The following is a 13,658-nucleotide window of genomic DNA, read 5'->3' on the forward strand; positions in this document are numbered from 1 at the left end:
TATTTGACAAGAAATCAAAACTACAAAGAATCTAAGTCAACTTAAAGGATCAGCTTTTAATATAACTTGCAGCCGGGATATTTTCATGGCCCTCTCCTGTGTACTTTCGATAAGAAAATCCGGGATGGATACAATAAGCTCCGGTTTCACCAGCTTTGTTGATGGCAATAAAACCTATTTGGATATCCTTGTAATTCTCTTTTTTGGCAATAATTCTCTTTACCCCTTCCTCACAGGCTTGCTGTGGAGTCTTGCCCTGTCTCATTAATTCAACAATCAGGAAGCTACCAACGGTACGCACCACTTCTTCCCCCATCCCGGTAGCTGTTGCTCCGCCAATTTCATTATCCACAAAGAGTCCGGCACCAATAATTGGAGAATCACCCACTCTCCCGGCCATTTTGTATGCCATACCACTGGTTGTGCAGGCCCCGGCTATATCTCCATTTGAATCGATAGCAAGCATCCCGATGGTATCGTGATTTTCGATATTGATCACCGGTTCGTACTGGGAAGTTTTCTTCCATTCGAGCCATTCTTGTTTCGATTTTTCTGTCAGCAGATCGACTTCCTCAAACCCCATTTCCACAGCAAATTGCCTGGCACCTTCGCCGGCGAGCATCACATGGGGAGTTTCTTCCATCACCTTCCGGGCTACCGAAACGGCATGAACAATATTCTGAAGGTAGACTACGGCACCACATCTGCTATCTTTATCCATAATACAAGCATCGAGGGTTACATTGCCGTCCCTGTCTGGTCTGCCTCCTTTCCCAACAGATTGATTTGCCACATCGGCTTCTTCGACCATAACACCTTGTTCAACAGCATCAAGAGAATTTCCTTCCCTGGTAAGTACATCAAAGGCGCTTGCTGTGGCATTGGGGACGTCCCAGGTAGCAATTACTATAGGTTTTATGGATTCGGTATTCTCCCCGGCCTTTTCTGCAGTGTCTTTTTCGGCGCAGGCCGCCGCCAGAGAACCACCCAGAATGGCTGCGCTTCCCAGTCCGGAGTTTTTTATGAATTTTCTTCTTTCCATACTTTAAGGTTGATTATTTTTATAAGCTTAAAGATAGGGATTATGATAGTAGAAGCATGTGTAAATTCACTGGAGTCGGCCCTGAATGCAGAGCAGGCAGGAGCGCAGAGAATTGAACTTTGTGCAGAGCTAACTGCCGGCGGAATTACACCTTCTTACGGACTTATCAAAAGTGTAAGGGAAGCCCTTCAGATTCCCGTGCATGTCCTTATCAGGCCAAGGAGTGGTGACTTTACCTATTCAGACAAAGAATTTAAGACTATGCTTGAGGATATTAAAGCTTGCAGAGCTTTACAGGCAGACGGAATCGTGTCTGGTATTTTGGATGGTAACTTTGAAGTGGATTGGGAGCGGACACAGGAACTAATAAAACATTGTGGCGACTGTTCTTTTACATTTCACAGGGCATTCGATTGGGTGAAAGAACCCCTGGAGACCCATCTTAGATTACAGGAAATGGGGGTTAACACAATACTGTCATCAGGACAGGCTCCTACGGCAGTAGAAGGAATTGATCTATTGGATAAACTAAATCAAAAGGCAGGGCATTGTATAATTATGCCGGGTGCTGGAATACGTCATGACAATGTTCATTTGTTTAAATCGAAGGGATTTAAAGCGATCCACCTGTCTGCATCTAAAGTCATAAAGAATTCAGATTCTGAACCTCCTTTATCCATGCAGGCACCACGTCTAATGAAAGAGAATGAGGTACTGGTCACGGATGTGGAATTATTGAGAAAAGTTATTCAAATCGTTAATTAAGTCTAAAACAGGAACTCAGGGCTGGGTTAAAGAAATATATTTGTAAAAAAGAACTATGCTACGATGGATCGTATTTATCGCCATTTATATTATGCTGGGATATTATTCCCTGCAGGCTATAAAAACGGCATCGAGATTTCCCTGGGTCTATTATTCCTTTATGGCTTTGGGTTTGCTGGTGTTGGGAAATTTCATTTACCAGTTTACGTTCGGGGATAACGATGGCAGTGTACTTAACAGACCCAGGAGTTATGCTTTTGGCTTTCTCATTGCCATGCTCACCTTCGAAATAATCACCATAATTTTCCTGTTTTCTGAAGATATTTTCAGGCTGATCTCAGCCGGAATCCAGAAAGTCTTTGGTTCTTCTACCGAATTTAGTCTGCCAGCAAGAAGGAGATTTCTAAGTGTGATGGCCATGGGGATCGCTGCCATTCCATTTAGTGCTTTGCTATATGGGATGTATCGGGGGAAATACAATTTTCAGGTACTGACTTACGATCTGGAGTTTGAGGATCTGCCTGATGCTTTTCACAATTATCAGATCACACAGATTTCAGACATCCATAGTGGTAGTTTTGACAATCGGAAAAAAATTGAATATGCAGTCAATCTTATCAACGAGCAGGAAAGTGATGTAATACTTTTTACGGGCGATATGGTCAATAATATGGCTCTTGAAATGGAACCATGGAAAGCACTTTTCTCAACCCTCAGGGCTAAGGATGGCAAATTTTCAATCCTCGGGAATCATGACTACGGGGATTATGTTCAATGGGAGACACCCAGTCTTAAGGAGCAGAATCTGAATGATCTCAAGGATATGCAGGCAGAAATGGGTTTTGATCTGCTTCTTAACGAACATCGATATCTTCAGAAAGGAAAGGATAAACTGGCTTTGCTGGGAGTGGAGAACTGGGGTAGAGGTGGCTTTAAAAAGGCAGGAGACCTAAAAAAGGCAGTTGAAGGAATAGAAAAGAACGATTTTAAAATTCTGATGAGCCATGATCCTTCACATTGGGAAGATGTGGTGATTCATGATGATTATCATTATCATCTTACACTGAGTGGTCATACCCACGGGATGCAATTTGGAATTGAAATTCCGGGCTGGGTGAAATGGAGTCCGGTAAAATGGCGCTATAAATACTGGGCAGGAATTTATGAAGAACTCGGACAGTATATTAATGTAAACCGAGGTTTTGGCTTTTTAGGATATCCGGGAAGGGTTGGGATCTGGCCTGAAATTTCGGTAATCCGACTAAAAAAGAAAGGTCTGGTGTGAATGTTACGTTAAAGAATTCATACAAAACCTTTGTTTTCTTAGCTTTTTAACATTTTTTCTTACATTTGATTTGTAACCCAACTTGAAACTATGTCTAAATTCGGTGAACTGATAGACCTCAACGTGCCGGTGCTACTTGATTTCTATGCTGAATGGAACGAACAATCTACAGCTATGCATCCGGTTTTAAGGGATGTAGCCGCCGCTCTGGGCGACAAAGGCAAAGTCATTAAAATTGATGTAGATAAGAATAAAGAGCTATCCCAGGCCCTGAGGGTAAAAGGTTTACCCACCTTAATGATCTACAAAAAGGGAGAAATGGTCTGGCGCCAAAGTGGAGAGCAGGATGCGAATACACTGATTGGTATCCTAAACGAATATATTTAGCCTTCCTTTCTTGCTATAGTTAAGGCAATACTATTCCGTTTCGGGGATCAGTTTCCGACATTCTCTACCTCTGTAGCATCCTCTAAAATTGTATCGGATACCGGCATAGTGTCTATCAATTCATCCATCGGCATATCTTCATCAGGCAATTCCTCCAGAATGTCCTCCTGATAGAAATGACTAAACTGGTCAATATGATCATTAAAGATTTCGGTTTCCTTTTCTGCCATTTCCCTGTCGTTATTCTCGATCAGAATGTCAATGATCCTTCGGTAACCTTCCATATCTCCTATAATATCTTCTAAATTATTATACTGTTCATCCAGAGGAGTACCCTGGTAGTAGTTTAATCGACTTTGGTAGATCGATTTTAATTCCCCGAATAAATCCCTCGCTTTTTGCGTATCACCCACCTTGTAATATCCGTCAAGGAAAGGTTCCACAAAAGTATAGAAGCCGTAATAGGCCACTGGCAGGTTATCCATTGTAAGGTCTATGATCTCACGGGCTTTGTCTATTTTATTTTCATTAATGAGGGCCTCTACCAACCTGGCCAGGTTGCTTCTCAGGGATAATCCCTGGGTTCGGGTCTGGGTGTCGTGGTAGATATCCGAACTGCCTGAATTTCCCCATTCCCATCCTTTAACAATTCTGTACATCTCGTCAGTATCGATACGTCCCATTTCGTAGGAACTCGGATTCTGAGTTTTAATGGGCACCAATTTATAAGCCATTCCCTCCAGCTGTAAATAGTCTTTCATCCATATGTACTCTGCTTTGTCAAAGCTTCCCCCTGAGAAATAAATGGGTCTTTTCCAATCGTTGTTGGCCATGATATCCAACATCATAATGCGGTTTTTTGGCAAGGCTTGTGGCAGGTCAATATCGATGTAATCCACAATAAGGGCGGAGTCTTTTTCCTTCACCAGGCCGGATTCCAGAACATTCTTCTTATTTACCGGGATCCTGATCTTGTTGGTTGGGTAGTACACCAGATCAAGAGTGCTTTCCGAATACCCGCTGAGATCTGCCCCTTGCTTTTCGAGCAGAGAACCTAGTTTGGTCTGTGGGTTGTTACTGCCTACCCAGGTCATAAAATCTTTGATGTCCCAGCGTTTGTCAGTGATTCCCTGATAATAAATAACATCCCTGTTTCCGTAGCGATATAAATCGTGGGTGAGCTGTGAAGGAATAGGATCACTACGGTAAGCTTTCCTTTTCATTTGATCCACATACCAATCTGTGGCAAAAAGGCTGGTGCAGATGACTCTTACATCATTTCGGTATCCTTCTATTTCCTGTACATACCAGAGCGGGAAGGTGTCGTTATCTCCTATAGTAAACAACATGGCTCCTGCTTCTTCCTGACAGGAATCGAGATAGGCTTTTGCGGCTGCCCGCGCAGTGTATCTCCCAGATCGGTCATGGTCATCCCAGTTTTGATACGCCATAACTCCCGGAACACTGAGCAGGCATATCAGCGTGATGAGCGGAGCCCAGACTTTGGGTTTGATCAGCTTGCTGAATTCTTCGTAGAGGCCGTAAACCCCAATCCCAATCCAGATTGCGAAAATATAAAATGAGCCTACAAGGGAATAATCTCTTTCCCGGGGTTGAAAAATATAGGGGTTGGTGTAAAACTGAATGGCAATTCCCGTGAAAATAAAAAATACAAAAAGCACCCAGAATTGTTTGGGATCCTTGGAAATCTGAAATACCAGGCCGATGATTCCCAGTAATAGCGGCAGGAAAAAGTAGGTATTTCTCCCTTTGTTTTCCAATACATCCTTAGGAAGGTTTTCCTGACTGCCAAGTCGGAGGCTGTCTATAAACCCTATTCCACTTAACCATTCTCCGTTTCCGTTATAGCGTCCCTGAACATCGTCTTGTTTCCCGACAAAATTCCACATAAAATAACGCCAGTACATATATCCAAACTGGAATTGTACCATGTATTTGATGTTCTCCCAAACAGAGGGAGGCTGTACTTCGAGGTATTCTCCAAATTGTCTCAGGAAACTGATATACTGAGCTTCATCAATTTCCCCATTTGCATAACCTACCTTGATTTGTCTAACCGCTTTTTGCAATTCTTCATTGCTGGTAGTCATCCGAAAATCGAGCGGCCCAAAAAATTTCATGTAATTCTCCGCGTGCTGATCACTCCACATCCTGGGAAGTATGCCCTGATGATCCTCATTGGGACCCTGGATGGCGCCTTTGTATTTGTTGACAATAATGTATTTACCAAGGGCTTCATCCTTCTCGTATTTGGGTTTGTCGTCCCTGTCATCTCCGGGAGGCGCAAAGGCATCGGAATAATAGGTACCGTAAACAGGACTATCCACTCCAGGATATTGTTCCCTGTTGTAATATGCCAACAGGGACCTTGCGTCAGAAGGGTTATTCTCATTGATCACGACGTTGGCATTTGCCCTGATTGGGAGCATCAGCCAGGAAGAGAATCCAAGTAAGAGGAACATCCCGCATAAGACGAGTGTATTCGCCCTGATATAATTGTTCTTGCGTGTATACCTCAGGGCATAATAAAATACCCCGATAAAAATCAAGCCCATGATAATAGTACCCGAATTGAAAGGGAGTCCTATACTGTTGATAAAGAAAACTTCACTCCAGCCAAAAAGTTTAAGGACATAGGTAAGTGAGAATTTATAAACGAGCATCAGCACAGCTACTACGGCAAGGTTGGCTAAGAGAAAATTTTTGACAGTTGTCTTTTTGTATTTCTTAAAGTAATAAAGTAGTCCGATTGAGGGGATAGCCAGGAAACCCATGAATTGTATCCCGAAGGTGAGTCCGACTACAAAAGAAATGAGCACAAGGTATTTATTTCCACGGGGATGATCGAGATTGTCTGTCCATTTTAACCCTAACCACAGCAGGAGCGACATTATGAAACTCGCCATGGCATACACCTCGGTTTCCACAGCATTAAACCAGAAACTGTCTGCAAAAGTAAGTGCCATTGAGCCTACCAGGCCACTTCCCAGAATTGCGATCGCCTTTGCGTTAGACAAAGGTTCTGAATTAGAAAGCAGTTTTCTAGTGAGATTGGTAATGGTCCAGAACATAAATAGAATAGTAAATGCACTGGAAACGCCCGACATATAATTGACCATTCTGGCTACCTGATCTGCTTCAAAGGCAAACATGGCAAAAAATGCACCGATAATTTGAAATAGAGGAGCACCCGGGGGATGAGCTACCTGCAATTTGGCAGAAGTTGTTATGTATTCACCGGCATCCCACCAACTACCTGTAGGTTCTACCGTAAGGCCATATACAATAAGGGCTATAAAAAAGACCCCCCATCCTGTAAGGGAGTCCCATTTATTAAAGTTTTTCGCTATCATCAGGTCTTACTTTTACCAATAGAGGCGAAATTACTAATTAAAATATTTATTGGGATTATTAATTGTCAAACCTTTAACGCCAGACACTTTTGAGGATAGGGTATATTGTAATTAAAAATATTTGTGCAAACGAAACTTTGTCTTAAATTTGCACGCTCTTTAGCATCATTGGCCTATGGTGTAATTGGCAACACAGCTGGTTTTGGTCCAGTCGTTCTAGGTTCGAGTCCTAGTAGGCCAACAGCAGAGCTCTATAACCCATCGTGAAAGCGATGGGTTTTTATATTTCAGGATCTTCTGATTCCAGATTTTCTGAAGGATTTTCCAAGGGGGTTGCATCCAACCCCTCCACAGCAGCTTCTGTTTTCATTTCGAGATTTTCCTTTTCCTTATCAGCAAGGTCTAACAAGGTTTCCGTTTTCTTCTTGTCTTTGATCATAGCCCAGGTCATGACAAGACTGGTCCCTATGATGACAAACAACAGAATCCCGGGTTCAAAGGTGGCTATTTGTGCTTCTGCCGGGATAGCGTAAAAAAGCAACACAGTGATCAAGCCTCTTGGGGCGATAAAAAGTTGAGGCAGAATATCGCTGCCGTAAAATGTCCTGAGAAGCACAAAGCGCACTACATATATAGACAGGATGATCAGCAAGCTGATCAGCGCAACGGTAAAGCTGAATAAGGAAGCGATTGCAATGGTAAGTCCGAAAATGACAAAGAAAAATGTTCGGACCACAAAGGCTGTTTCCAATGTTACAATATGTAGTTCGTGATAAATGCGATGTGCCTTTTCATGATCCAGAAAAGTAGCGAGCTTTCCTTTAAAGAACAATTTCATATTGGCAATGACCAGACCAAAGATCAATATGATCAGGAGGGAGGATAAATGCAGTTGTTTCCCAATGGCATAGAGGAGGAGCAAAACGGCGATGAGCAGAAATAGCTTGGCCTGACTCTTAATAGTCTGGAATACGAGGATGATGGCATAACTCGCAATAATAGATATGACAATGGTAAGAACAATGTTGAGGGCAAAACCAACCGCACCTCCCTGTGAGGCCGGGTTCATTTCACCTACTAGAAAATAGAACATCATAATTCCCATGATATCCGAGAAAGTACTTTCGTAAATATGGAATTCTTTTTTAGAGGGAACCAGACTACTTACACTTGGTATGATGATCGCACTGGATAATATCGACAAGGGTGTTGCGTATAGCCAGGCAGACTGCATACTCATATCCGGAACAAATTGATGAAGAATAAGAGCCGCCAGATAGGCCGATCCGAGCAGTCCAATGAGAGCAACCGCCATTGACTTTAGAATGGGAACCAGCTTTTCTCTTTTAAGTTCAAGTTCAAGGGCTGCTTCCAGAACGATCATGATCAGACCAATGATTCCCAGTACTTCAAGAGCCGGAAAAAAATCAACTTCATCTGAAGAAAAGTAGGAGAGGACAAATTGTAGTACAACACCAAGAAAAATTAGCAAGAGAACAGAAGGGATATTTGTCCTCTTTGAAATTCCATTGAATATAAAAGATAGGATGAGGATCACCGACGCCTCAATTATAATATTATAAGAAGAGAATACATCCATGGGTGGAAGCTGATTAGGGAGTTTATAGGTGAAATAAAAGTACAATTTAATCTAGAATACAGATGCAACTTATGACTTAATTATAATTCTTGCCGACTTCCTTTTGGTGTATAAGGATTAAGAAAAATTATGTATATTTGCACCACTGAAAGGATATTAAAGTATTCATGAGGGGACAATTTAGTCCCCTCTTTTGTTACTTGTATTTATGTTGAAGGAACAGGCAGAGGTACTTTTAAACCAGGTATTGAAAGAGAACCCGGAACTATTTCTTATTGATTTTTCGGTTAGTCCGGCAAATCAGATAAGGATTATTATTGACGGAGACAAAGGGGTAACCCTCGAAGACTGTATGACTGTGAGCAGGGCAATTGAACATAATCTGGACAGGGAAACCACAGATTTTTCACTGGAGGTGACCTCTCCCGGTGCTACAGAACCCATGACGATGCCACGGCAGTATCAGAAGAATATAGGAAGAAAACTAAAAGTTAAGACCTCCGAGTCAACCTTAGAAGGTACATTAATTGAAGCCTCTGAAGAGGGAGTGACACTGGAGTGGAAAGCAAGGGAGCCTAAACCAGTTGGGAAGGGCAAGACCACAGTTGTAAAAACAAAAGCGGTCCCCTATTCAGAAATAATAAAAGCGAACGTAGTACTTAAATTTTAATTTTAGATCAGAATGGAAAATATCGCATTGATCGAATCGTTCTCGGAATTCAAAGATGATAAATTCATCGACCGGGTAACCCTGATGGCAATTTTGGAAGATGTATTCAGAAATGCCCTCAAGAAAAAATTTGGATCAGATGACAACTTTGATATCATTATCAATCCGGATAAAGGGGATTTGGAAATTTGGAGAAATCGCGTCGTTGTTGAAGATGGGGAGGTAGAAGAACCAAATGAACAAATATCGTTAACTGAAGCCAGGAAAATTGAACCCGATTTTGAAGTAGGGGAAGATGTTTCTGAAGAAGTAAAACTGATCGACCTGGGGAGAAGGGCTATTCTGGCACTTAGGCAAAATCTGATCTCTAAGATACACGAGCACGACAATACTACTATTTACAAGCAATTCAAAGATCTTGAAGGCGAGATTTACACTGCAGAGGTTCACCACATAAGGCATAAGGCCATCATCCTCCTGGACGATGAAGGAAATGAAATTATCCTGCCTAAGGACAAGCAGATTCCCTCTGATTTTTTCAGAAAAGGGGATAACGTAAGGGGAATCATTGAAAGTGTCGAGCTGAAAGGGAACAAGCCAATGATCATTATGTCTAGGACTTCTCCGATATTTCTTGAGCAGCTGTTCTTCCAGGAGATCCCTGAGGTTTTCGACGGCCTTATCACTATAAAGAAAGCTGTACGAATCCCTGGAGAGAAAGCAAAGGTTGCGGTTGATTCCTATGATGATAGAATTGATCCCGTTGGTGCGTGCGTTGGAATGAAAGGATCTCGTATTCACGGTATTGTAAGAGAACTGGGGAATGAGAATATAGATGTGATTAACTGGACGAATAATCCTCAGCTTATGGTTACCAGGTCACTGAGCCCTGCCCGTGTGTCGACAGTAAAGCTGAATGATGAAAACATGACGGCACAAGTATATCTGAAACCGGAAGAGGTTTCCAAGGCAATTGGTCGCGGAGGACACAATATTCGATTGGCAGGACAGCTCACTGGCTATGAGATCGATGTATTCAGAGAAGGTGTTGAAGAGGATGTGGAACTCACAGAATTTTCAGATGAAATTGAAAGCTGGGTCATTGAAGAATTAAAGAAAATAGGCCTGGATACGGCCAGAAGTGTTTTGGAACAGGATGTGGATGATTTGGTAAAAAGGACCGATCTTGAAGAAGAAACGATACTCGATGTGGTGCGTATCCTAAAGGCCGAGTTTGAAGATTAAGCTATATATTAGCGAAAAAAAATAAGAGAGTAAATAGTATTTATGGCAGACAATGCAAAAATAAGGCTTAATAAAGTTCTGAGAGAACTGAACATTTCCCTCGACAGGGCGGTCGATTTTCTTGCCACCAAAGGGCACAAAATCGATGCGCGTCCTACCACGAAGATTTCTGAGGAGGTGCACCAGGTTCTCTTAGATGAATTCCAGACTGATATGAGCAAAAAAGTTGCTTCTATCGAGGTCGGGGAGGAAAAGCGCAAGGAGAAGGAGGCTATAAGACTACAACTCGAACAAGAACAGGAAGAAAGGCGTCTGGCTCGCGAAAAAAGAGCCGCGGCTTCTGAAGTGGTAAAAGCTAAAGCAGATCTTTCCGGCCCCAAAATGGTGGGTAAGATCGATCTTGAAAGCGACAAAAAACCGAAAGAGGAAGAAAAAGTTGTTGAGCCCGAGGCTGCTGCTGAACCTGAAGTAAAAAAAGAAGCTGCTCCCGCTGCAAAACCTGTAAAAAAGAAAGAGAAAGTAGTAAAAGCTACTGAGAAAAAAACTAAAGAAGAGCCGAAAGAAGAAGAAGAGCCTGAGGCCATCGAGACAAAGTATCAGAAACTATCCGGGCCCAAGATTATGGGCGATAAGATAGATCTTACCAAGTTTGAAAAGCCCAAGAAGAAAAAAGAGGCAGCTGCTAAGCCTGATCCAAAAGACAGAAAGAAAAGAAGAAAACGTATTATTAGTGACTCCGGTCCCCGTGGAGGTAGACGTGGAAGGACAGACGATAAAAGAGGGTCAAGAGCTGGGGTAAGCTCTAAAGTAGAGCCCACAGAGGAAGAAGTACAAAAACAGGTTAGAGAAACCCTTGAAAAATTACAGGGTAAGTCAAAAAAAGGCAAAGGCGCAAAATACCGAAGAGACAAAAGAGATCAGCACAGGCAACAATCTGAAAAGGACCTGGAACAACAGGAATTGGATAACAAAGTCCTTAAGGTTACGGAGTTTGTTACAGTGGGGGAGGTGGCAACCATGATGGATGTGCCCACCACCCAGATCATCTCCGCATGTATGTCACTGGGGATCATGGTAACCATGAATCAGCGACTCGATGCAGAAACCTTATCAATTGTAGCCGACGAATTCGGTTATGAAGTGGAATTCGTTACTGCTGATATAGAAGAATCTATAGAAGAAGAAGTAGATGCGCCCGAAGATCTTCAGCCAAGGGCACCTATCGTCACAGTTATGGGACATGTCGATCACGGTAAGACATCGCTTCTGGATTACATCCGACAGGAAAATGTAATTGCCGGAGAGAGTGGTGGAATCACCCAGCATATTGGTGCTTATGGTGTCGAATTGGAGAATGGACAAAAAATAGCCTTCCTCGATACACCGGGTCACGAAGCCTTTACGGCGATGAGGGCAAGAGGTGCTCAGGTGACCGATATTGCCATCATCGTAATTGCTGCTGACGACGATATCATGCCCCAGACCAAGGAAGCAATTAGTCATGCCCAGGCAGCAGGAGTACCTATTGTTTTTGCGATCAATAAAATAGACAGACCCAGTGCTAACCCTGATAAAATTAAGGAAGGACTGGCAGCTATGAATCTCCTGGTTGAAGACTGGGGAGGGAAAATACAATCGCATGATATTTCCGCCAAAACCGGAGAAGGGGTTAAAGAATTACTGGAGAAGGTTATTCTGGAAGCGGAATTACTCGAATTGAAAGCTAATCCGGACAAATTAGCTACCGGAACGGTGGTGGAAGCTTTTCTCGACAAGGGAAGGGGTTATGTTTCTACTGTTTTGGTCCTGGCAGGAACACTGAAAATTGGAGACTATGTTCTCGCAGGAACCTGCAGCGGTAAAGTCAAGGCAATGCAGGATGAGCGGGGTAAATCTGTAGAAAAAGCAGGTCCCTCCACGCCAATTTCAATTCTTGGATTAGATGGAGCTCCTCAGGCCGGGGATAAATTCAATGTCCTTCAGGATGAGCGTGAAGCCAAGCAAATCGCAGCCAAAAGGAGTCAGTTACTCCGAGAGCAATCCGTTAGGACACAACGACATATCACCCTTGATGAGATCGGACGAAGAATCGCTCTTGGTGATTTCAAAGAGCTGAACATAATCCTCAAAGGGGATGTGGATGGTTCTGTAGAAGCACTTACTGATAGCTTCCAGAAATTGTCAACGGATGAGATCCAGGTAAATATCATTCACAAAGGAGTGGGTGCCATCACAGAATCTGATGTGCTCCTGGCTTCTGCTTCCGATGCGATTGTGATCGGATTTAATGTAAGGCCCATGGGCAACGCGCGAGACATTGCGGATAAGGAAGAGATCGATATCAGGATGTATTCAATTATCTACGATGCGATCAACGACCTTAAAGATGCCATGGAAGGTATGTTGTCACCAGAGATAAAAGAAGAAATTACCGGAACCGCGGAGATCAGGGAAACTTTCAAAATTTCCAAGATCGGTACTATTGCCGGTTGTATGGTGACCAGCGGTAAGATATTTAGGAATTCGAATATCCGACTCATCAGAGACGGGGTGGTGATTTATACAGGAGTCCTTGCGTCCCTGAAACGATTTAAAGATGACGTGAAAGAGGTGAGCAAAGGATATGATTGTGGTCTCCAGATTAAGAATTACAATGACATCAAAGAAAGTGATATCGTTGAAGCCTTTCAGGAAGTTGCGGTCAAAAAGACCTTGTAAGAAGATAAATAATCAAAGTAAAAAACCCTTGCTGAATGGCAAGGGTTTTTTTATTTCGAGTCGTAATAATTATCAGTTGTTGGTGATGGGTTTCAGGATAATAGATTGCGGATATTTCTTTCGAACTTCGGCAAAGGTTCTCTCAACATCCAGTTTGTTTTTAAACCGGCCCAAATGAACCCTGTAGGTAGGGGAATCAAATATTATTTTCGCCCCGTATTGAGGAAAATCCACTGAAGCATCATCTTTCAGGATCGATGCCTCAGCATAGGAACCAAAACCGATCTGTATAGTGTAGTATTCCGTTTTGGAATTCTTCTTTTTATATATATCCAGCAGTCTGGTGATCTCCGGATCTTGTTCAACCATGACGACCCCTTTCTGGGCCTGACCCACAAAAGGTAAAAAGAGTATAAACAGCGTGTATATTGCGTTTTTCATAGGGTGAGGCAATTGAAATTATCAGTTGTTTGCAAAGGTAATTTATTAGAGCTTAAACAGAATAAGGAAAGCTTATTTAGAATAGGTATAAATTATCAATTATCAATAGTTAAGGATTTCCCAAATAAAGT

10 protein-coding genes and 1 tRNA gene are annotated in these 13,658 nt (G+C 42.5%); 7 read left to right on the plus strand and 4 right to left on the minus strand.

Going from position 1 to position 13,658, the window contains the following annotated elements; genetic code table 11:
• Positions 1–49 precede the first annotated feature (49 nt).
• On the minus strand, positions 50–1,042 hold the full coding sequence (locus AB8P51_RS01125; protein ID WP_369746931.1) for an isoaspartyl peptidase/L-asparaginase family protein: 993 nt from the start codon (positions 1,040–1,042) through the stop codon (positions 50–52).
• A gap of 42 nt (positions 1,043–1,084) precedes the next feature.
• Between AB8P51_RS01125 and AB8P51_RS01130 the strand changes: the two genes are divergently transcribed.
• The 3 genes from AB8P51_RS01130 (at position 1,085) to AB8P51_RS01140 (ending at position 3,479) form a co-directional block, all read left to right on the plus strand.
• The gene (locus AB8P51_RS01130) at positions 1,085–1,807 is read left to right on the plus strand and encodes a copper homeostasis protein CutC (RefSeq protein ID WP_369746932.1); all 723 of its coding nucleotides are present in this window, start codon (positions 1,085–1,087) and stop codon (positions 1,805–1,807) included.
• Positions 1,808–1,862: 55 nt separating this feature from the next.
• Positions 1,863–3,092, plus strand: coding sequence for a metallophosphoesterase (locus AB8P51_RS01135; protein ID WP_369746933.1), 1,230 nt, complete (start codon positions 1,863–1,865; stop codon positions 3,090–3,092).
• Positions 3,093–3,182: 90 nt separating this feature from the next.
• Positions 3,183–3,479 (plus strand): co-chaperone YbbN, encoded by a 297-nt coding sequence (locus AB8P51_RS01140; protein WP_163691579.1) that lies wholly within the window; start codon positions 3,183–3,185, stop codon positions 3,477–3,479.
• A 47-nt stretch (positions 3,480–3,526) separates the two neighbouring features.
• On the opposite strand, the gene AB8P51_RS01145 is transcribed toward AB8P51_RS01140, so the two are convergent.
• Positions 3,527–6,853: a DUF2723 domain-containing protein gene (locus tag AB8P51_RS01145; RefSeq protein WP_369746934.1), complete on the minus strand. Its 3,327-nt coding sequence runs from the start codon at positions 6,851–6,853 to the stop codon at positions 3,527–3,529.
• Positions 6,854–7,022: 169 nt separating this feature from the next.
• On the opposite strand from AB8P51_RS01145, the gene AB8P51_RS01150 reads away from it, so the two are divergent.
• Positions 7,023–7,094 (plus strand) — tRNA-Gln (locus AB8P51_RS01150).
• A 39-nt stretch (positions 7,095–7,133) separates the two neighbouring features.
• Here AB8P51_RS01150 and AB8P51_RS01155 read toward each other — a convergent pair.
• Complete coding sequence (locus tag AB8P51_RS01155; RefSeq protein WP_369746935.1) at positions 7,134–8,453, minus strand: cation:proton antiporter; 1,320 nt, start codon at positions 8,451–8,453, stop codon at positions 7,134–7,136.
• 208 nt (positions 8,454–8,661) lie between these two features.
• On the opposite strand from AB8P51_RS01155, the gene rimP reads away from it, so the two are divergent.
• From rimP to infB, 3 genes are read left to right on the plus strand one after another with little or no spacing between them, the layout of a single operon-like run.
• Positions 8,662–9,123, plus strand: coding sequence for a ribosome assembly cofactor RimP (gene rimP, locus AB8P51_RS01160; protein WP_369746936.1), 462 nt, complete (start codon positions 8,662–8,664; stop codon positions 9,121–9,123).
• A 12-nt stretch (positions 9,124–9,135) separates the two neighbouring features.
• Complete coding sequence (gene nusA / locus AB8P51_RS01165) at positions 9,136–10,368, plus strand: transcription termination factor NusA (protein WP_369746937.1); 1,233 nt, start codon at positions 9,136–9,138, stop codon at positions 10,366–10,368.
• A gap of 42 nt (positions 10,369–10,410) precedes the next feature.
• Positions 10,411–13,086, plus strand: a complete 2,676-nt coding sequence (infB, locus tag AB8P51_RS01170) for a translation initiation factor IF-2 (RefSeq protein ID WP_369746938.1) — start codon at positions 10,411–10,413, stop codon at positions 13,084–13,086.
• A 72-nt stretch (positions 13,087–13,158) separates the two neighbouring features.
• On the opposite strand, the gene AB8P51_RS01175 is transcribed toward infB, so the two are convergent.
• Entirely contained in the window at positions 13,159–13,527 is a 369-nt protein-coding gene (locus tag AB8P51_RS01175; protein ID WP_369746939.1) for an SPOR domain-containing protein, read from the minus strand.
• Positions 13,528–13,658 lie beyond the last annotated feature (131 nt).

Origin of the sequence: Muriicola sp. SD30 (assembly GCF_041205185.1) — a bacterium.
In the GTDB taxonomy this organism is placed as follows: domain Bacteria; phylum Bacteroidota; class Bacteroidia; order Flavobacteriales; family Flavobacteriaceae; genus Muriicola.